15 protein-coding genes are annotated in these 22089 nt (G+C 51.0%); 13 read left to right on the forward strand and 2 right to left on the reverse strand.

Features of this window, described 5'->3' with window-relative positions:
• The first annotated feature begins 55 nt into the window (after positions 1–55).
• From B1748_RS01955 to B1748_RS02000, 10 genes are all read left to right on the forward strand, one after another.
• Positions 56–301: a hypothetical protein gene (locus tag B1748_RS01955; RefSeq protein ID WP_087566193.1), complete on the forward strand. Its 246-nt coding sequence runs from the start codon at positions 56–58 to the stop codon at positions 299–301.
• A 184-nt stretch (positions 302–485) separates the two neighbouring features.
• Positions 486–1499, forward strand: a complete 1014-nt coding sequence (locus tag B1748_RS01960; RefSeq protein ID WP_179215323.1) for a LacI family DNA-binding transcriptional regulator — start codon at positions 486–488, stop codon at positions 1497–1499.
• Between the two features lie 120 nt (positions 1500–1619).
• A complete protein-coding gene (locus B1748_RS01965; RefSeq protein WP_087566195.1) occupies positions 1620–2978 on the forward strand; it encodes an FAD-dependent oxidoreductase in 1359 nt (452 codons plus the stop codon).
• 130 nt (positions 2979–3108) lie between these two features.
• A complete protein-coding gene (locus B1748_RS01970) occupies positions 3109–8094 on the forward strand; it encodes an S-layer homology domain-containing protein (protein ID WP_087566196.1) in 4986 nt (1661 codons plus the stop codon).
• A 178-nt stretch (positions 8095–8272) separates the two neighbouring features.
• Complete coding sequence (locus B1748_RS01975; protein WP_087566197.1) at positions 8273–9979, forward strand: hypothetical protein; 1707 nt, start codon at positions 8273–8275, stop codon at positions 9977–9979.
• Positions 9980–10233: 254 nt separating this feature from the next.
• A complete protein-coding gene (locus B1748_RS01980; RefSeq protein WP_087566198.1) occupies positions 10234–11880 on the forward strand; it encodes an extracellular solute-binding protein in 1647 nt (548 codons plus the stop codon).
• Positions 11881–11971: 91 nt separating this feature from the next.
• Positions 11972–12940, forward strand: coding sequence for an ABC transporter permease (locus B1748_RS01985; protein ID WP_087566199.1), 969 nt, complete (start codon positions 11972–11974; stop codon positions 12938–12940).
• A gap of 12 nt (positions 12941–12952) precedes the next feature.
• Positions 12953–13834, forward strand: a complete 882-nt coding sequence (locus tag B1748_RS01990) for a carbohydrate ABC transporter permease (protein WP_087566200.1) — start codon at positions 12953–12955, stop codon at positions 13832–13834.
• Complete coding sequence (locus B1748_RS01995) at positions 13834–14883, forward strand: zinc-dependent alcohol dehydrogenase (protein WP_256975477.1); 1050 nt, start codon at positions 13834–13836, stop codon at positions 14881–14883. The genes B1748_RS01990 and B1748_RS01995 overlap by 1 nt, the downstream gene beginning before the upstream one ends.
• A gap of 78 nt (positions 14884–14961) precedes the next feature.
• On the forward strand, positions 14962–16359 hold the full coding sequence (locus B1748_RS02000) for an extracellular solute-binding protein (protein WP_179215324.1): 1398 nt from the start codon (positions 14962–14964) through the stop codon (positions 16357–16359).
• 138 nt (positions 16360–16497) lie between these two features.
• Here B1748_RS02000 and B1748_RS02005 read toward each other — a convergent pair whose 3' ends face one another.
• The gene (locus B1748_RS02005) at positions 16498–17331 is read right to left on the reverse strand and encodes an MBL fold metallo-hydrolase (RefSeq protein ID WP_087566296.1); all 834 of its coding nucleotides are present in this window, start codon (positions 17329–17331) and stop codon (positions 16498–16500) included.
• Positions 17332–17529: 198 nt separating this feature from the next.
• Here B1748_RS02005 and B1748_RS02010 point away from each other — a divergent pair, with 198 nt between their 5' ends.
• On the forward strand, positions 17530–18156 hold the full coding sequence (locus tag B1748_RS02010; RefSeq protein ID WP_087566202.1) for a LysE family translocator: 627 nt from the start codon (positions 17530–17532) through the stop codon (positions 18154–18156).
• On the opposite strand, the gene B1748_RS02015 is transcribed toward B1748_RS02010, so the two are convergent.
• A complete protein-coding gene (locus B1748_RS02015) occupies positions 18145–19497 on the reverse strand; it encodes an amino acid permease (protein WP_087566203.1) in 1353 nt (450 codons plus the stop codon). The two genes, B1748_RS02010 and B1748_RS02015, sit on opposite strands and share 12 nt — an antisense overlap.
• A 229-nt stretch (positions 19498–19726) precedes the next feature.
• On the opposite strand from B1748_RS02015, the gene serA reads away from it, so the two are divergent.
• Both serA and B1748_RS02025 read left to right on the forward strand, forming a co-directional pair.
• Complete coding sequence (gene serA, locus B1748_RS02020) at positions 19727–21319, forward strand: phosphoglycerate dehydrogenase (protein WP_087566204.1); 1593 nt, start codon at positions 19727–19729, stop codon at positions 21317–21319.
• Positions 21320–21342: 23 nt separating this feature from the next.
• Positions 21343–22086, forward strand: a complete 744-nt coding sequence (locus B1748_RS02025; protein WP_087566205.1) for a YggS family pyridoxal phosphate-dependent enzyme — start codon at positions 21343–21345, stop codon at positions 22084–22086.
• The last annotated feature ends 3 nt before the right edge of the window (positions 22087–22089 follow it).

Consider the following 22089-nt stretch of genomic DNA (forward strand, 5'->3'; position numbering starts at 1 on the left):
TATAACTGAGATAAACCTTAAAATGAGGGCGTCTATCAAGAGGCGAAGTTGCTTTATGAAGCAGATTCAGTCTAATAGCAATAATAAAAACAAGAAGTCCAAAGTAAATTCTGGTTTTGTAATAGGAATTGGTGCTGGCGTTGCTATAGGGGGTGCATTGGATAATATTGCGATCAGTATCGAGATAGGTGTGGCTCTTGGCGTAAGGTTTGGAGCAGCAACTGCTAAAAGTAGTTATGAAGAAATAAGCCATGGTATTGGATTGTCTAGATTTTATATACTTTGTTTGAAAACTGCATAAGGAAGGGTGATTTCAGCTCGATTCCGTAGGAATTATAGTTGACAAACAAGACCGAGATAAAGGATACTAGGAATATAAATCAATTTGGAGCGCTCCCAATTTTGGGGCGCCACTATAGAACCTTCTTTACGAATGGCAATTGGGCAGCTTGTTAGCAAGAAGGATATGGTGTATGGAGGTTGCAGTGAAGCATACATTAGAATCCATCGCCGCTCTCGCGGGAGTTTCCAGAGGCACCGTATCTCGGGTCATTAATAATCAGCCGAGCGTAAAGCCGGAAGTGCGGCAGAAGGTGCTGGCTATTATCGCCGAGAAGGGATATACGCCGCATCCCCAGGCGCGCAGTCTGGCTGGCGGTAAAACCGGGAATATCGGCGTTATCGTATTTGGCGCCAAGCTGGACTTTTTGACGCATCATATTTTCTATGAAGTGCTTCAAGGCATTCAGCTTATAACGGCTATGAACAGCTATGATTTGCTGCTGTTTTCCAATCGAAGCGATTATGATCACGAGTATTGGAAAAAAATCGCGATCAGCCGCAAAATCGACGGGCTCATTATTATGGGCGAAAACATCCGCGAGGAGTATTTGCAATTTTACAGAGACCAGTGCATTCCGTTCGTGCTCATTGGAAAACGCATCTACGATGGGCTGCCGCTTGCCTGCGTAACCTCCGATTATCGCCAGGGGACGTACGATGCAACGAAATATTTGATCGGCCAGGGCAAACGCTCGATCGTATATATTCAAGGCTTGATCGGCACTCCGCATGAGGAGGAGCGTTATGCCGGCTACAGGCGGGCTTTGCATGACGCGGGCATTGCGTTCAGGCTGGAATTGGTGGCCGTCGGCAAAGCCGAGCAGGAGGAAGCGCGGAAGCAGATGGATCGGCTGATTGCGGAAGGGCTTGCATTCGATGCAGTGTTTGCCGCCAACGACCTGATGGCGCTGGGCGCCATTGAATCTTTAACGATGCATAACTATCGCGTTCCGCAGGATATCGCCGTTATTGGTTATGACGATATTCAAGCCGCAGCCTTTATGAACCCGCCGTTGACCACGGTCAGACAGCATAAGCAAAAGCTTGGGCAACATGCCGTGGAACTGCTGCTGGACATGCTGCGGGGCGAGTTGGACTGGCACGCGTCCAAGGATGTCGTTATTGAAAGCGATTTGATTATTAGAGGAACAGCCTGACGAGGAACATGACGGGGACACGGCTGACGGCCGATGTCCTATCTTTACAATAAAAAAATGGAGCGCTCCCAATGTCAAAATTGGGAGCGCTCCAAAAACAAGAGCTGGAGTTGATTTTCTATGCACGACTTGGAAAAATACGATGTGGCGGTTTTGGGAGGCGGCCCGGCAGGCATAACCGCAGCGATCAGCGCTGCCCGTTCCGGCGCCAAAACCATTGTGATAGAGCGTTACGGCTTTCTCGGCGGCATGTCCACGGCGGCGATGGTCTACCCGTGGATGACCTTTCACGCGGCTTCCGGAGAGCAAGTGATTAAAGGGCTGGCCCAGGAAATTGTGGACCGGCTGATGGCGCTCGGGGCTTCGCCGGGTCATCTGCGGGATACGATCGGCTTCACCCATACGTTAACTCCTTATAATCCCGAGGTATACAAGGTATTGGCTTGCGATATGCTCGCGGAAGCTGGCGCGGATATTTTGCTTCATACTTCCGTTATCGAGGTAGAGACCGAAGGAGATCGCATCGGCGCCATTAAGTTATATGGAAAAAACGGCATCAGAGACTTGAAAGCCAAGGTATACGTGGACGCGACAGGAGACGGCGATGTCGCCTATATGGCCGGCGCTCCATGGGAGAAAGGCAACGATAATGGGAAGCTACAGCCGATGACGATGAAGTTCCGCATGCGCGGCGTAGATTTGCAGGCAATCAAACAATATATGAAAAGTAACCCCTCGGAATTTTATGAGAAGTCGTTGATTTCCGAGCTGGACCGTTTGCCGCTAACCGGAATTATGGGGTTTTATAGCAAGTGGAGAGAGGCGCGGTTGCCTATCCTGCGGGACGGATTATTGTTTTTCAGCGGCCCCGGCGAGGATGAGGTGCTGATCAATACATCCCGCGTGTCGGGACTGGATCCTACCAATAGCGAGGATTTGACAAAGGCGGAGATTGAAGGGCGCAAACAGGTGCTGGAGCTGGAAGCTTTTTTGCAGCAAAACATTCCCGGCTTTGAGCGCGCTTCCGTGTCCGCCGTCGGCACCCAAATAGGCGTCAGGGAGACTCGGAGAATGATCGGGCAGTATGTGCTCAGCGGCCAGGATGTGCTGAGCGCTCGCAAATTTGCGGATGTTATTGCGCGCAGCGGCTATCCGATCGATATTCATAATCCGGAAGGAAAGGGAGTGACCGCCAACTTTATCCGGGAGGGCGGTGCCTACGATATTCCTTACCGAAGCATCGTTCCGCTCCAAACGGCTAATCTGCTGCTTGCGGGCCGCTGTATTTCCACCTCTCACGAGGCCCAGGCGACAACGCGTCTGACGCCTAGCTGCATGGCGATCGGGCAAGCGGCCGGTACGGCGGCGGCGTTGGCCGCGGAGCTTCGTTGCGCTACCGGTGACGTGCCTATAGATCTCCTGCAAAAGCTGCTGCTAGCAGGTAATGCGGAACTTGGCATAACCGGAGCCGCAGTATGACGGCGAAGGGCGCAAGCTGCCAATGATAGAGGGTTCTTACTAATCCGGGGAGGTGAATGCATGATTCATTTTTAAAGCTCTTTGCCTGGTACATGGGAATACCAAACTTCAATTAACGGGGTGCGTTCTAATGAAGAAAGGTTTAATGAAACGGTGGTTCTGCGTCATTCTTTCGTTCTCGCTGGTTTTCTCTATGTCATCCATGCAGGCGTTTGCCGAATCCGCAGAGGATGCGAATCCGGTCATCGTCAATCCCGGCTTCGAAACGGGGGATGGGTCCGGCAACATTACCGGCTGGCGGCTGATCACGACAAATACAATCAGCACTGTGGCCCCCAGCACCGACTTTGCGCATTCCGGTCACACAAGCATGCATTTCAATAATCCGACCAATCAGGAACAATTGCAGGTTGCAAGCGAGAAAATAGATGTCGTGCCCGGCGGCGAATATAACGCCAAGGCGTGGGCGTACGTGGTCAACCAATCGCATAGCGTTGGATACGAAATCCATTTCTTCACTGCCGACAATAAGCCGGTTACGCCGGCGACCTTCAAAAATTTTGCGAAGGGCACATTGACGCTTAACGACTGGAACGAGCTTGTTGTTCCGTTCACGGTGCCGGACAATGCGGCCAAGGTCGAGCTAAGGTTCAATTCCGGCAAAACGGCTACACATACAGAAGCTTATTTCGACGATGTGTCGATAGAGGCGGTCAGCTTGCCCGGCCAACCGGAGGAGCCGGAACAGCCGGAGGGACCCGGCGAACCTGTGCGGAATCTGGACTTTGAGATGGAGCCGGCGTCCGGCGTCATTCCCGGATGGAGCCTGAAGGCGCCGACGGTAGGGGTGCTGGAGCTTGCGACCAGTCCGGTTCGCGGCGGCAAATACAGTCTTTATTTCGCCGATCAGTCCAACGTCGCGCGCACTCAAGCCTATAGCGACCCTCTGGACGTGAACGAGGGGGACGAATATGTGGCAGGCGCTTATGCTTACGTCATAAGCCAAACCCACAGCATAGGCCTTGAAGTTCATTTCGAGAATGATCTGGGGACGGCGGTGGGCAGCCCGACTTTCCTTAACTTTACCGCAGCCCAGCTGCCGGTCAAGCAATGGTCCTTAATGGAGGTGCCATTCACCGTGCCTGCCGGCGCAACCAAAGCGCGGCTTCTCATCAATTCCGGCGTTCCAAGCTTGACGGAGGCATACTTTGACGACCTGTTCATGACGGAAGCGGGCGGCGGGACGCCGGTTGACTTGCCGAATGAAATTCAGAACCCTGGGTTGGAGCTTCCGTCCGATACCGGCGGGATTCCGCATTGGAGCGTCGGAGCCGGTACGGTGGGTGTCCTCGAACTTAGCACGGAACGCGTTAGAAGCGGCTCGAACAGCCTTTATTTTGCCGATCGCGATTCGGGGCAGGGCTTGCGGGCCATTAGCGATCCTTTCCGGATAGAAGGCGGGGAGACCTATATTGCGAGCGCTTATGTAAACGTCATCAGTCAATCCCATAATATTGTGTTGGAAGCGTATTATTTTGATGCCAACGATGTTCAAGTCGGCGTGAAGACGGAGCTGTTCAGCTCCAACTCGCTGGGAACGAATCAATGGTCGCGCATGAGCACGCAGACGGACGTCCCTCAGCATGCTGCTTATGCCAGAGTGGCGTTATACTCGGGAGGAGTGAGTATCACGGAGGCATACTTTGACGATATTTCATTTGAAATCCTGCCCAAAGAAGAGCCACTGGACCGCGTCTATCAGGAGTCGGTTCGTCTTGGCGACATGGTAAGCGTCAATCTGGGCCAGGCGGGGCAAATTCAGACGAACAGTCTGGGAGAGAATGAAGTTTATTTCCATTCCAACGGTTTGCCGGGTCCATTTTCGGTCCTGGATGCCGAGACGGGCGAATTGAAGTTTTCGCAGCTGATTCCGAATTCGGAAGCGATGTGGGCTATGACGATCGGTTCGGATAAAAACGTTTATTTTGCCGCAACCGGAGACGGACTGCTGTATCGTTATCTTCCCGCGGAGAAGCGGATTGAATCGCTAGGGGTCAATCCTGCCGACAGCTGGGTCTGGGATTTGGAAGCATCCTCCGACGGCAAAATTTATGGAGCGACCTTCCAGGATAAAGGGATAGGCAAAGTGTTCGAATATGACATTGCCTCCGGTACGTTCAGAAACTACGGAGGCGTCATGAGCGGCATGGACTACGTCCGGGGCATTGCGGTGCACGGCGATTATATTTATGCCGCGCTGGGCGCCAATGTCCATCTGTTCAAGATCCATCGCGTAACAGGGGAGAAAACCGAGATTCCGATTGCGGGGTACAGCGGCACCGTTGGCACGATGGCCGATGTTTTCGTGGTCGGAAATAAGCTGTTCGCGTCGGTCAGCACGATGAATATGGTCGTTATGGACTTGGACACCTATGAGGTTCTCGGAGGTTTCCAATACAGCAACATGCTGGCGGAACCGAATCCGCATAACGAAAACGGGATTTATTACAAGAACGGCAGCGAGCTGTTCAAATACGATTTGGCGCAAAATAAATCGGTCAAGATTGCGCTTCCGTTCCCTCTGCCGGACACGCTGCGCGTTAAGGATATGACATGGATTACGCTCAAGGAAGGCGCGGGAGCTGGAGAAACGGTGCTGGCCATGATCACGCAGTACGGCGAGTATTGGTACTATAATCCGAAGGACAACTCCATTAAATTCGTTGATTTGGATATTGCGTCTCAATATGTAAGGATTCAGGCTCTCGAAAGCGGTCCGATGGACGGGCGCATTTATATGGGAGGCTATCAGCGGGGGATGAGCGTCTACAACCCGTTCACCGACGAGATGGATGTCAATATAGCGGCGTTCGCTCAACCCGAAGGAATCGGGTTTTTGAACGATCATGTTTATTACGGCACGTATGTCGGAGCGGTTATGTACAAATACGATCCGCGGAAGCCGGCCGAAATTGGCAGCAATCCGGTGCTGTCTTATGACATCGGACATCATCAGGACCGACCTTTCGCGATTGCATCGGGCGGAGGCAAGCTGTATGTCGGCACGGTTGCCGACTACGGCATGCTCGGCGGCGTGCTTGCCGTCTACGACGAGCGGCAGGACAAATGGACGCAATACGACGATGTGGTCGAAGATCAGGCGATTATCGGGCTGGCTTACAAGGACGGCCTGTTGTACGGGGGCACTACCGTATGGGGCGGCCTCGGTATCTCGCCGACGCAACAGGCAGCCAAAATCTTTGTGTGGGATGTGGCCAAGGGCCGGAAAGTAGCCGAATTTACGCCTGACATTCCGGGCATCGACGAAACGCCGAAGATGATCGGCGATATTTCATTCGGGCCGGACGGCCTGTTATGGGGCGCGGTCGACGGCACGATCTTTGCGATGGATGTAGAAACGAAGGAAGTCGTGAAGAGCAAGATGATCCGTCCAAGCCTTTACAACTCCAGCAAATGGAAGCCATATCATTTGAGATGGAGCCCGGACGGCATGCTGTATACTACATTGTCCCGCCAACTGACCGTCATTGATCCGGAGACTTTGCAATACAAGGTGATCGACGGCACGTTTACGAACGATATGACGATCGGTCTTGACGGCACCATCTATTATGCGCCGGATGCTGGAACGGCATTAGTGAAAATCCCGGTGCCCGAGACGGATGCGACCTTGCGTTCCGTAACCATAGACGGCAAGCCGTTCGCGGAATTCTCGACCGGCGTCACCAGCTATGTGAAAGAACTGACGGCGGATTCGACGATTGAGGCCATCCCGTCGAAGCAAGGCGCGACAATTGCGGTTGAAGCGATGAACTCCAACGAAAAAACGCTGATCAAGGTAACGGGCGCTGACGGCAAATCCAGGCTGGATTATACGTTGTATTGGAATGAAGCCGCGCGCCAGAAGGACAGACCGGGCGCAGGGGATCCGAATCCTCCCCTTAACCCAGGTCCACCGGGGCCATCCGCGCCTGTTGAACCGGAGACAGAAGGAAGACAGATTGTATCCGAGAACGAGCTTGGTCCGAACGCAAAGGGCGAGGTTGCAGTCAAGCTGGACCCTAGCGCGGACCACGCGCTGCTGCCTATTAACGCGGGCGAATTGGCCGGCAATCGGTCGATCATGCTGGACGGCGGGAATTATGCCGTCGACGTTCCGGCGGAAGTGCTGGAGCAATTGAAGCAGATGGCGGAAGGCATGGCGAAAGCTCGGATCAAAGTGACCTTCGAACGGGCCAGCGGGCAAGACGGGGAGACGCTTGCTCAGGCCGCATCGGCAAGGTACTCGGCGGACGTTGCTGCGCGAAGCGATATTCGCAGCATCCTTCTGTCCGTTGTCGGACCAGAAGGCGACGAGAAGAAGCTCGGGCAATTTGCAGAGCCGATGACGCTCGTCTTTGATTGGAAAGGCGATATCGATCCGGATGCAACCGGCGTCTATCGCATAGACGATAACGGAACTCTGTTTTACATCGGCGGAGCGATCAAGAACGGCCGCATGGTTGCGGAAGCGACGACATCCGGTCGTTATGCAGTTATGCAATTCGACAAGACGTATTCGGATGTGCCTTCCGGCCACTGGGCCTCCCGAGCGATCAAAAAAATGACGGCTATGCTGATGGCCCAAGGCGTAAGCGAGGATCGCTTTGCGCCCGAGAAAGTGACGACAAGGGCGGAATTTGTGGCGTTCGTCGTTCGGGCCTTGGGAATGGAAACGGCGGAAGCGGGTTCGGGCAGCTTCGCCGACGTAGCGTCCGACAGCTGGTACGCGGCGGAGATAGAGGCGGCGTTCCGGGCGGGCATCGTGAACGGAACAAGCGGCAATACCTTTGCTCCGGGAGCTGCGGTTACAAGAGAGCAAATGGCTGTTATTCTCTACCGGGTCTACGAGTACAAGCGCGGCAACGGCGCGGTTTCCGGCGCGGGCGGCAGCTTCGCGGATCAGGATGCCGTCAGCCCGTGGGCTGCCGACGCCGTATCGGCCGCTCAAACCTTAGGCCTGGTGCGCGGACGCGGCAACGATAAATTTGCGCCGCAAGCGAATTTGACGAGGGCGGAAGCCGTGCAAGGGGTATTGAATTTGTTTGACAAATAAAAAATTGCGGGTGATGCGGGCATTGCCCCGCATTACCCTATTCTATGGAACTATGGAGCACCTTTTGGGATAGAAGGAGAGAAGCGGTCATGGCCGATATACTGGTTAAGGGAATGTTGAGATAGCGGGTCGATTTCATTCGACTCGTCTTTATCGTCGCGATAGGGAGGGATACAAGATGGGGAAACTTGCGATCAGACAGCTGAGAGCGCATCCGGTATTAAGCTTTGCAAGCGAAGAGCTGCAAGCGATCAGCGAGGTCTATGCGGGAGCAACGGCTGTCTGCGCCAAGCAGTGGATTATCGGAACCTGGAGCGATTGCGAGCGGCATTTGTCGGCTGCCCCGTTAGACCCGGTAGCGGCAAAGCCGGCATGGCCTTGGCAAAAGGAAGCGGAAGGCGGTCAGGAACGCGCGGGAGATGAGTACCCGGAGGACGCCTACGTCATTCTGTGCCGGGAGGACGTTGTTATTCTTGCCGGCCGCTGCGAAAGGGCGGCTTTGTATGCGGTGTACGCCTATTGCAAAGAGGAATTCCGGATCGAATGGGTTTATCCGGGAGAAGCGGCCGTTCGCGTCTCGCGGCAGGCAGACGGCCCGGAGCGGGAGCAGACTCGCGCGCATGACGCGGATAGGCCGGCCGTTCAAGTTCCGTCCATGCGGCGCAGAGGGTTTGTATACGAGAATTTGAGGGACGAGCCGTATTTGCTGGCGGTGATCGATTGGCTGGCCAAAAACCGCATCAACGAGCTGTTTATGACGTTCATGCTATGGGATGAGCTAGGTTCGGCGCTGGCCCCCGAGTTGGCAAAACGCGACATCGCATTGACGCTCGGCGGCCATAGCATGAAGTTTTTCATGCCGGAATTAATGGAGAAAAATCAGTTGGATTATTCCGACCTGAGCTGGCAGGACGGCGTTATTGCCGGTATCGTGCAATATTGCGGAAAGGTTCCGTCCTCATTGACCCGAATATCGCTATGGCCGGAGGATTCCGCGATCGCCGATAACGAGGCGGAGAAAAAACGGTTTTTATCCGGCTATATCCGGTTTACGGAACGAATAAAAGAGGCTTTGAGCGCAGCCGGCATAGAAATTGCAGTCGAGCATATCGCCTATAATGCGGGCTTGTCCTGGGATATGCTGGAGTTGCTTGACGGAGTGGAGGCGTTGGAGCGCAACGATGTCCTGTTTGCCTATTGGGGCAGGGACTATAGCCGGCCATGGTCTTTCTCGGATAGCCGTGCCGAGGACGCTAGAGCCGCAAGAGCTTTGGAACGATGGGCTGCAAAGGCGGCCGATAAAAACAGGAATATATGCGTGTTTGAATATTACAGCGACCACTTTATGTTAAGTTCGTTATTCCCCGCTCTTCCGGAGCGCGTCTATGACGACCTGGAGCTGTTTAAACAGCTCGGCATCGACTCCGTCACGAATCTGGTTGTTCCATGCACTCACGCCGGCACTGAATATTCCTGGAAGTGGGCGCAAGGCTATAACAGCTATTTGTTCGCGAGATGCGTTTGGGGCGATAGCGCCGAAGCGGCTTTAGCCGATTATTGGCAATATGCGCCGGCAAGCGAGCGCGCATTCCTCAGGGCGGCGGTAGACCGGGTGGGGAGCAAGCTGGCCCGCCTGACCCGCTACAACTTTCCATTGTTCCCCGCAAGAGTGGTGGATGTAAAGAAAATGACGGCGCCTGTTGCGGAAGCAGGCGATATTCGGGCTGAATTGAAGCAGCTTGAAGCGGAAGTCCAAACGACCTTGGCTCATTTGCTGGGCGGCGAGGGCGCTGGGCTGGAGCCGTTTAGAACGTATTTCAATCATCTTGGAGAGACGATAGGGGAATTGAGCCGAGACTGGGCCGAAAATGAAGTGCTCGGATAACCGGTTCTCCTTTATTTGCAACCACATGCGCAAACGGAAAGTCTAGGTCACGAGCTAGTGTACTTCTCGCATTTAAAAAAGGGTTGACACTTGGGGTTACGGGTTATATTATTTGAATATGCACTAGATATAAACTAAATTGATTTATGGAAACCGTTATCATATCAGGAAATGACATCAAAACAATGGTTTTCAATTCGTTAACTGGTCGTCTAGTGTATTTGTAGTACAAATCATGATTGGGGGAACGGAATATGACAAGCAATAAGCTAAAAGAAACAGCTTCCAAGATGGCGCTTGCACTGGCGCTTGTAATGGTGGTTACCGCCTGTTCGGGGAAATCGAATAGTCCGGCGGCGTCGCCTAGCGCGTCGCCATCGCCAACATCAAGCAACGAGGGGAATGAAGGCAAGCCCGAAGCCGGAGCGCTGCCGATCGTGGCGGATAAGCTGACATTGGATACATGGGTTGTATCGGACGGCAACTTCCGCGGCCAGAATTATAACGAAAAAAATTCTTTTATCAAGATGGAAGGGCTTACAAACATTAATATCAACTGGATTCAGGGCAGCGGCGCTGACGGCGTCGAGGCGTTCAATCTACTTATGGCAGGCGGCCAAATTCCCGATCTTGTCGCTTACAGCAACATGGTGACGGAAGGTCCAAAGTACGGACAGCAAGGGGCATTCGTCGAGCTTACCCCTTACATTGAGCAGCATGCCCCTAATTTCAAAAAAATTCTGGACAATAATCCAGAGCTGAGAAAGCTGCTGACGACGGCCGACGGCGAAATTTATCAGTTCCCCCAATTGAACTTGCATGAATACAATCTGGTTCAGATGTATCCGCAAATTCGCCAGGATTGGCTGGAAAAGCTGAAGCTTGAGGAGCCGAAAACAATCGACGACTGGTATACCGTTCTTAAGGCTATCAAGGAAGGGGACCCGAACGGAAACGGCATTGCGGACGAGATTCCTTATGTAGCTGTGAACTTGCAGCATATCATCCGCACTTTCGGACCTGCGTTCAATACCGATTGGGAGTTCTACGTGGATAACGGAAAAGTGAAATTCGCGCCGTACGAGGCGGAATACAAGGAATTGCTGCAATGGCTGAACAAGCTGTACAGCGAAGGGCTGCTTGATCAGAACTATCTTGTAGATACTGACTTTAAATTTTTGACCGAGAAGGTAACAACGGATCGCGCCGGGGCATGGGCAGGCTGGTCCGGATCGTATATGCGATCGTTCACTGATTTGATGACAGATCATCCAACGTTCAAGCTGGTTGGCACGGAGCCGCCGGTTGGACCGAAGGGCGAGCAAAGATTCGGCTTCCACGCATGGCCGCTTGGAACAGTAGGCGTAGCGATCTCCGCCAAGAGCAAACATATTGAAGAAGCGGTCAAATGGCTTGACTTCCAATATTCAGAGGAAGGCATTATGCTGAACAACTTTGGCGAAGAGGGCGTATCGTACGAGATGGTTGACGGTTATCCGAAGTTTACCGATGCCGTGTTCAACAACCCGGAGGGGCTCAATTCCACGGAATCATTGCTCAGCTACACCATTGGCGGCGGAATGTGGTCGACGGTTGCAGACGAGCGTTACCTGGAGCAATATGACATGGAAGAAGCGATTGAAGCTAAGCAAAAAGTAGGGAAATACATCAATTTTGACAAGGCGTTCCCGCCAATTACGCTGACTACACAGCAAAACGATAAAGTCGCATCGCTGCTGGCGGATATTCGCACCTACCGCGATGAATATGCCAACGGTTTCGTGATGGGCAACCGTTCGTTTGATGAATACGATCGCTTTGTACAGCAACTGAAGCAAATGAAAATCGAAGAAATCATTGCCGTCTATCAGGAAGCTTACGACAACTACCTCGGCAAGTAACGGCATGCAAGGCAGGCGCGCCCCTTAAGCTTTTGGGGCCGCCTTTTTAACCAAATGAGCATTAACGGGCTTCCCGGAAAGGAACGGGCATATGAACGCTAACGCGGCTAAATCGAATAACAAAGTTCCGGATCGTTTGAAAAAAGGCGTCCGGCGAGCGACATTCCGAGGAGTTATTAAAAACCGATCGCTTTATATCATGCTGATTCCCGTTGTTTTATATTTTATTGTCTTCCATTACAAGCCGATGTACGGGGCGATTATTGCTTTTAAAGACTTCAAGCCCTTCCTCGGCATTGGAGACAGTCCTTGGGTCGGCTTCAAGCATTTTCAGCAATTTTTCGAAAGCTATTTTTTCGTCCGCATATTGCGGAATACGATTGTGATCAGTCTGTATCAGCTTATATTCGGATTCCCGGCGGCCATTATATTGGCGTTGCTGCTTAATGAACTCAAAAATCAAATCTTTAAACGATTTGTGCAATCGATTTCGTATTTGCCGCATTTCATATCGCTAGTCGTCGTATGCGGCATGCTGATTGACTTCCTGCAGCCGGACGGCATCATTAACCGTTCCTTGCTGGCAATAGGCGTGATCGGCGAACCGATCAATTTTATGATTCTGCCGGAATGGTTCCGGATCATCTTTGTCGGGTCGGGCATATGGCAAAGCGTAGGCTGGAGCTCCATCATTTTCCTCGCTGCGCTATCGGGAATCAATCCTTCTCTTTATGAAGCGGCGGCAGTCGACGGGGCGGGACGGTGGAGACAGATGCTGAGCATCACATTGCCGGGCATCATGCCGACCATCATTATTCTGCTTATTATTAATATCGGAAATTTCATGGTTGTCGGTTTTGACAAAATCATTTTGTTATATAACTCTGCAACGTATGAGACGGCGGATGTGATCGGAAGCTTTGTTTTCCGCAGAGGCATTACCGAAGCCAACTACAGCTTTACCGCTGCCGTAGGCCTGTTCAACTCAGTGATTAACTTTACGCTGCTTGTACTGGTGAATCAATTGGCCAAGAAGAAGGCGGAAAGCAGCTTATGGTAGGGGGAAACGCAGATGACTTACAATAAGTCGATTGGGGAGCGCCTGTTTGACGCTTTCAATATAGTATTGCTCGTGGTTGGATCGTTTCTATTTCTGTATCCGCTTTGGTTTGTCATCGTGTCCTCGGTCAGCGATGCGGCATCCATTGCTTCCGGCGCCGTTTCATTATGGCCCAAAGGATTTAATCTGGAGGCTTATGAACGGGTATTCAACGACTCTCGCGTATGGCTCACGTACCGCAATACGATCTTCTATGTCCTTGCGGGCACGCTGATCAACCTCGTCCTGACGACCTTGGGCGCCTATCCGTTGTCGCGCAGAGATTTGTACGGCCGCAATGGCGTTATGCTTTTTATTGTATTTACGATGTTTTTCAGCGGCGGACTTATCCCGATGTATTTGAACGTGCGCGATCTTGGCTTGTTCGACACGCGTTGGGCTCTGCTGCTGCCGGGCGCAATCAGTGCCTATAATCTGATCGTGATGCGAACCTTCTTTCAATCCACCATACCCGACGGACTTATCGAATCGGCCAAAATGGAAGGAGCGAGCGAATACCGGATACTGTGGAGTATTGTGCTTCCGCTCTCCATGCCGGTTGTCGCCGTCATGACGTTATTTTACGCCGTCTATCATTGGAACAGCTGGTTTGACGCCATGATTTATTTGCAGGATCGTTCGTTGCATCCGCTTCAATTGCTGCTTAGGGAGATTCTCGTTTCCTCGCAGACCAACGATATGCTCGGCGGGGTCGGAAGCGGCGACGTAGTCGGCGTATCCGAGACGATCAAATATGCGACGACAGTCATAGCGACGTTGCCTATTCTCGTCATCTATCCGTTTCTGCAAAAATATTTTGCCAAAGGCGTTATGCTTGGAGGAGTAAAAGAATAATGATAAATCCATTGCAGATAAGCGAAACGAAAAAGCTCGACAGTCCTATGAAGACAATATTCAGCTACAAAGGCAAGGCGATTGTGCAACAGGTACCTGTCCCCGAGGTGAAGGCTCACTCCGTACTTGTTCGGACCGTATATTCCGGCGTAAGCAACGGTACAGAGCGGTTGATGCTGATGTCCAATCATCAGCAACCCGCTGCGCTGGGCTATAGCGCATGCGGCATTGTAAGCGCGGTGGGGGAGGGCGTCCATCACGTCAAACCGGGCGATCGCGTAGCCTGCTACGGCGCGCCTTATGTCCGTCATGCCGAATATATGCTGGTGCCCAAGCATCTTGCAACGCCTGTGCCGGATGATGTGGATATGAAGGAAGCCGCATTTGCCGGACTCGGCGCTATCGCCATACATGCGCTGCGGCAGGCCAGGCTGGAGTTTGGCCAATCGGTCGTTATTGTGGGGATGGGCATTATCGGCCAGATTACGGCCCAAATTGCCAGCGCGGCGGCTTATGATACGATTGTTTACGATTTGCAGGCGGAGCGCTGCGCCTTGTTCGAATCGCTCAGCAAAGGCAGAACCGCCCAATCGCTAGAAGAGCTTGAAGCCGTCATTCATCAGGCGACGGAGGGTTGCGGAGTGGATGCGGTGCTGCTCGCGGCCAATGGCAAAAACAACGGGTTGATTGACGGAAGCCTGGACTGGATACGGGACCGGGGCAACATCGTCATTGTCGGCGATCTCGAAATGAATTTTTCGAGAGAGAAAATGTTCCGGAAAGAGGCGGAAATTCGCATATCGCGAGCCGGCGGTCCCGGACGTTACGACAGCAACTACGAAGCCGACGGTCAGGACTATCCGCTGGGTTATGTACGCTGGACGGAAGGCAGAAATATGAGCGAATATATTCGGCTCTTGCGGGAGAAGCGCATCTCGATCAACCCTCTGGTGAATCAGAGCGTGCATATTGACGAGATTCCCAGCATGTACGAGGGTTTATTTATGTCGGTTTCGCCTGCTTTAGGCACATTGATAACATATGAATAGTGATATATACTACCAAGTATATAAGGTACCGAAATTTTGCAAGATATGTCCGGTATTATACGAAGGGTAGTGCATTGTATGGAAAAGCCAAGCAGAACCACGTTTCGAGTGCGGCTCGAGACGATGGTTCATCAGCTTAGAGAAGATATACTTAGCGGGACCCTGGCTCCGGGGAGTTATTTGCCGTCGGAGGACGTGCTGGGCGAACAGTTTCAATTGAGCAAAAAATCGGTTCGCAAAGGGTTGGAGGAGCTCGTAAACGAAGGGCTTATCGTCAAAAAACCGAAAATCGGCAATATGGTGCTGAAGCCGGGCGAAGGAAGCGGCAGGACGAGCATTCGGTTCTGCTATTACCCTGAAGTAGACCAGGAGATCGACATGGCGGCTTTGCTGGATATGTTCGAGCGGAAGCATCCGCGTATTCAGGTTAAGCGCATGACGATGCATACGGATCATTACGCCGATCAAGCCATTGAGTTTATGGAAGAGCAAATGCTGGATGTCGTTTTGTTGAACTTTTACGATTTTAAGCATTTTCATGAAACATCCCGCTTGCAAATGCTGATGGAGCAGCCGATTGACGAAGCCATCTATCCGTTTCTCAATCGCGCGTTCACGATTGAAGGCCGGAGTTATGTCAAGCCGTTTTCTTTTTCGCCGGTTATTCTTTGTTACAATAGAAGACACTTTCAAGAAGCCGGGCTGGCGGAGCCGGACAGCAGCTGGACCTGGAGCGACTTTTACAGAGCCGCTGAAGTATTGTCCAAGAACGGGGAAGAGCATAAGCGACTGGGTTTCTTTTTTTATCCTTATTCCAACAATCGATGGCCGCTTTGGCTGCTGCAGCATGATTTTCAGTTGCAAAGGGACGAGGCGGGCCAGTTTAATTTTCGAAGCGAGCCGTTCACCAAAAGCATTCACACGTTAAAAGAGCTGTTTACGAACGAATACACGGCGCCATCCCTTGTATTCGAGAACTCGCAGGATCCGGAGCGTTTATTTTCGGAAGAACGAACATCGATGATTGTCACCACTTATTTCAGATTGAATCAACTAAAGCAGGCGTCGTTCGAATACGATATCTCGCCTGTTCCTTATGTAGAGACGCCAAAAACGCTGCTTCTGAACGTAGGCATCGGCATCAGCAGTCAGTCGGCCCATAAGGAGGCGGCGAAATTGCTGGTTGATTTTTTGACATCGAGAGAAGCGCAGATGTTTATGAGAAATCAGACGTTGTCCATCCCTAGCGTTAAAGAAGCGGCCCAGTCGGAGCGGCAGAACAAACAGGGCGAGCCCAAACGATATCAAATGTTCCGTGAAATTATGCCAAGCTACCGATACTACTCCGACATGAATATGAAGCGCTCCCAGCTGACAGCTATGGTTCATCATCTCAAGTTGTATTGGGCGGGGCTTGAAACAGCCTCGAATGCAATTGCAAGCATAGAGCAGGCTCTTAATCAAGAGCTTGAATAGTATGCGTCTTGAAGCTTACCCACACTATGCTTTCCACGAAGCCCGCTGCCATTAGCGGGCTTTATTTGTTTGTGTTGCTAAAGCGACTGGGCAGAAAGGATTTGCTGCGTGTATATGGCGGTTGCACCTGCTTTGCGTTTAATGGTTTAGAGGCATGGCGATGCGGTCGAAATGATCGCATAAATGCCGAAGACCGGCCGTTAATATATCGCCTTCGACCGGTTTGCCGTGACCGGTAATCGCCAATGCGGGGTTCAGTTTGGCCAGCTTGCCTACCGAGGCTTTGGCCGCGTGCCAATCCGGGGTAAAGTATTTGGGCGGACCGTTGATTTCGAGTTCTTGCAGAATAACGTTATAGATCGACTCCTGCTTCACCGTCACGAAAGCATCCCCTGCGACAAGCGCCCTTGCGCTCTCCTGAAACAACGAGATATGCCCGGGGGAATGCCCGGCGGTGAGCAGCCATTGCCATTGAGGGAGGTGCGGCACCGTGCCGTCGGAAGGGAGCGCATGGACGCGGCTGCCGAGTTGAATGGGCTCGTTCGGGAACCAAGGCGACATTTTGGCGACTAGTCCGGAATCAGCGGTCGGATCGGGAGGCATGTAGGCTTGTTTGCCGGTCAAATATGGAAGTTCCGCTTTATGAGCCCAGACGTCTACGTTCCAATGCTCGATACATTCGATAATGGAGCCGACATGATCAAAGTGGCCATGTGTCAACACAATGGCTTGCGGCGGGTTGCCGCTTCCGAAACGCTCCTCCGCCGCTTCGATGATATCGTTCGCTCGATTCGGCATCCCGGCATCCACCAACACCCAGTCTCCGTGTTCCGGATTGCCGATAAAAGCAACGTTAACGATTTGGACCGTCAATTGGAACAAGTCCGGACTTACTTCTACGCCTTCGCCGCTTCGAACGGACGTAACAGGTAGAAAATGGTAATCGTTTCCGTACGACATTTCCATATTCATTGCACCTCCGTTTCTTGAAATCGCCATTTTCGCGCCTTCTGGATCCGCTTTACTAAAATGTGTTTCACCGTCGTTTATTATCCATGTCGCATGCATTATTTTCGCTTTGTCCTATCCCCTGCATTTCCAGGTTCTAGTGCAGACAAGTCCCCAATAGGATGTACAAGTACAGTTATCTCTGTAGAATGGGGTATGCGCATGAACATTTTTTTAAGTTACGTTTTGCTTGGTTTTTCTTTGGCGGCGCCTATCGGTCCGGTTAATGCGGCGCAGCTTGAGAAGGGCATCAAACATGGCTTCTGGCACGCTTGGCTGATCGGTCTTGGCGCGATGGCCGCGGACGCGGTATTTATGCTGCTCATTTATTTCGGATTGGCTCATTTCCTGGAAACGCCGTTTGCCAAAACATTTTTGTGGCTGTTCGGCGGGTTTATTCTTATTTATACAGGCGTAGAAAGCTTCAAAAAAAACGATAGGTTATCCTTATCGGAGCAGCGTTCCAATGAATCGCATACAAAATCCTTTTACGCCGGTTTTCTTATGACCTTTTCCAATCCGGTCAGCATTTTATTCTGGCTTGGCATTTACGGCTCGATTTTGGCTACGACCGCCCAGAGGTACGGCACGTTGGAATTGCTGCTATACAGCTCGGGCATATTTATCGGACTCATGCTGTGGGATGTCGCCATGGCTTCCATCTCCAGCGTATTCCAAAAGTTTCTGCATGAAGGCGTGCTTGTGTTTATTTCGCGAGCGGCGGGCGTTTGCTTGCTGGGCTTCGGCTTCTATTTTGAGTGGCAAGCGATCCAGGCCTTATTTTTCTGATTCGGCCCATCGTTTGCGCATAAAAAAGGTGACGATGCCGATGGCGCTAATGAATCCCAGACTAATAAAAAAACCGGGTCTGGTTGATCCGTCAAACCATGTACCGACTACCGCGGCAAGCAATAATGCAATTGCGACATAGCTTTGCGCGCGTCCCCACGCATTCGGCTTCAAAAGCTTGTACGAAGCGAACAATATATAGAGCCACGTGTATAACAACATAAGTCCGCCGGCTGTTGTAATAAATTCGTATACACGATTGGGAAGCAGCAAAGCAACCGTGATGGATACCGCCATTCCCCCTAACGTCAACAGGAGAGAGCCGTAGGGGAATTTTCGTTTGCGGGTTTTTTTGGAAAAAAACTTCGGCGCATCGCCTTCGTCCGCTATCATCGACATCACGAGAGTAACGGAATAGAGGGATGCGACGAGGCCCGAAAATCCGGCGATGATCAGGACACCGTTGAAAATATGGACGAGCACTTCATAATGCAGATCCTTTAATGCCGTTACGAAGGGGCTTTCTTGCGTAGTGATTTGATCAATGGGCGTTACAAAGAGCACCAGTCCGATGGAAACAACAAAAAGGAACGTAATGATGGCAATCATCAAACGCCCCGATTTCGGCGCCTCCTTGGGTTCTTTTAATTCCGCTGCCATAATACCCATCACTTCAATGCCCGAAAAGCAGAAGAAAACGTAAATCAAGCTTGTCCAAACGCCCATCGCACCGCCTTTGAAGATGCCTTGAAACGAATTTGGCGCATGCGTATGCGCATTCTCCGAACCCAGAAAACCGGGAATGACGAGGCAGGCCAATAGGATAAACATTACGATTGCCGCTACTTTGACAATAGCCAGCACATTGACGGTTTTCTCGAACCAAGCCGTACCGAGCAAGACAACTCCGACTCCTAATACGGCATAACCGCTGGTTAGCATCCACAGCGGGAGATTCGGAAACCAGAATCGCGTGAATAAACCGATGGCGGTCAATTGGCTTCCGAGAATAAGCATCTCGGAGGACCAGTATACCCAGCCGTGACTGAAGCCCGCCCAATGTCCGAATGCTTGCTTGGAATACGTTCGAAACGACCCTTTTTCGGAGTGCTGGGCAATCATTTTCGCCAGTGCCTGAAATACGATAAAGGTACCGACGGCTGCCAGCAAAAAGTTGAGAATGACGGAGAAACCGCCTTTTTCAATGGCCAGGCTGGAGCCCAGCAGAAATCCTGTTCCAGTGGTTGTCCCCAAACCGAACAAGGCCAATTGCCACCAGGACATATTGCCTTGTTTGTCGTCTGACTTCGATGCGTGACGCTTCGATGCGGAATCGCTCATGGACATGGGCTCCTCGATTGACTTAATGGGCGGGCTACATTATTTTAACAAACTGGACTCGTTGTTATTCCAAGTCGTTTCAAGTCGTCTCAAAACCATGATTTTTGAGACGATTTTTTTATGGGCTTTTTCATTTTTTATTTGGACTGCTCGTTTTTGATTTTATGGATATGTATATCCAATCCATCGGCTGATATACTGGCATGGTATTCTACGAGGAGGGGATCGTATGTTTAAAGTTCTGGTCACGGATCCTATTAGCGATTTTGGATTACAGCAATTGATAGGCGCTGAGGATGTAGCGCTGTCTCAAATTACAGGACTTTGCGAAGAGGAGCTTATATCCATTATTTCATCCTATGATGCGCTGTTGGTTCGTTCTCAAACCAAAGTTACCCGCCGCGTCATGGAGGCTGGAAGTCGTTTAAAAGTAATAGCCAGAGCAGGAGTAGGAGTAGACAATATTGATTTGGAAGCAGCCACAAGCAGGGGAATTATTGTGGTCAATGCGCCTGACGGCAATACGGTTACGACATGCGAGCATACTTTTGCGATGATGATGGCACTGGCAAGACATATTCCGCAAGCTTATGCCAAAACCATTGCCGGCCATTGGGATCGCAAATCATTTCTCGGCGTCGAATTACGAAATAAGGTGCTCGGCGTGCTGGGGCTTGGCCGCATTGGCATAGAATTGTCCAAACGCGCTGCGGCGTTTGGAATGGATATTGTTGGTTATGATCCCTATCTAACAAAAGAGAGAGCTGACAAATTGGGCATCAAACTTTTGACAATGGACGAAATCATCAGGACTGCAGATTTTTTGTCCGTACATACGCCATTAACAAAAGAGACGCATCATTTGATTGCCAGACCTCAATTCAATGTTATGAAGCGGGGGATGAGAATTGTTAACTGCGCTCGCGGAGGCATTATTGACGAAGTTTCGCTTATGGAGGCGCTGGACAAGGGAATTGTTGCCGGCGCTGCTTTCGATGTATTTGAAAATGAGCCTCCAATGGCAGAACACCCCTTCTTAAAACATCCCAAAATCATTGTTACTCCGCATTTAGGCGCGTCTACCTTGGAAGCTCAAGAGAATGTAGCTCTAGATGTGTCCGAGCAAGTTATTCATATATTGCGAAATGAACCGTTTAAAAATGCGGTCAATATGCCCGTTGTTCCAAAAGAACTTCTGAACAAATTGCAACCCTACTTCGCATTGTGCGAGCAACTTGGAAAATCACTGGCCCAGATGACCGACGGAGCGGTGCGTGAAGTTGCGGTAGAATGCGAAGGGAACCTTGCCGATCTGGATACATCGCTGCTGATTCCCTATGTGCTTAAGGGATTGCTTTCCCATCATCTCGGTTCGGAGCGGGTCAATGTCGTCAATGCCGTTCACTTGGCAAAATCGCGGGATATTCATTTGCTGATACGAAAATCAGTCTTGGCCCAAAGTTCTACAAGCGAAATTACGATTCGATTAAAGACAACGATTGAGGAGAGATGGGTATCGGGTTCTGCTTTACCTGGCGCTCAGGGAAGGATTACTCGAATCGGGCCATATCCGGTCGACATTACTCCCGAAGGGTATGTTTTGTTAATTTCACAAAATGATAAACCAGGCATCATTGGACGCGTTGGAAATTTGCTAGGCAATAACGGTATTAATATCGCAACGATGCAAGTGGGGCGCAATGAAATAGGCGGTTCCGCGGTCATGATCCTGAAAATGGATCATAAGGCATCCGCGAATGTCATAGAAGCATTGCTGGAAATTCCCGAAATCAAACGTGTAAGAGAGATCATCTTTGACTGACGCGATTAAGGAGGGGAGAAAACATGGATCAGTTTGTGGAGGAAAACTTAAAAACAATTAAGCAGGAGATGGAGTCGGCTTGCCGCGCTTCCGGTCGTCGCATAGAAGATGTGAAATTGTTACTGGCAACCAAAACCGTTCCGCTAGAAAAATTGAACAGAGCTATGCAGGCGGGAGAAACGTTATTTGGTGAAAATAAAGCGCAAGAACTGCGGGACAAGTTCCCGCTTATGCAGCAGCATCAACAGGTGGAATGGCATTTTATCGGACATTTGCAAACGAACAAAGTGAAGGATGTTGTGAAATATGTGACACTCATTCACTCTGTGGATCGTTTAAAGCTGGGGCTGGCCCTGCACCAACAGCTTACAAAAATGAACAAAACCATGGATATTCTAGTGCAAGTCAACACGTCTTATGAGGCTAGCAAATTCGGAGTCCCACCGGAAAAAGCGCAGGATTTGATCGAACAATTATCCCAATTCGAAACACTAAACATAAGGGGTTTGATGACAATTGGTAAATTAAATGCCACAAACGAAGAAACACGGCATTGTTTTCGATTGTTAAAAAACATTCAAGCGCAAATGGAAGAGAAAAAATATCCCGGCGTAAAATTGGACATTCTCTCGATGGGGATGTCCGGTGATTTCAAAGCGGCTATTGAAGAAGGAGCCACCATTATCCGGATAGGGACAAGTGTATTTGGCCAACGCTACTTGCCGGATCGATATTACTGGAACGAAAACAAACGCGGGAATGATTAGGAA

The organism is Paenibacillus sp. MY03 (genome assembly GCF_002165585.1).
In the GTDB taxonomy this organism is placed as follows: Bacteria; Bacillota; Bacilli; order Paenibacillales; family Paenibacillaceae; genus Pristimantibacillus; species Pristimantibacillus agaridevorans.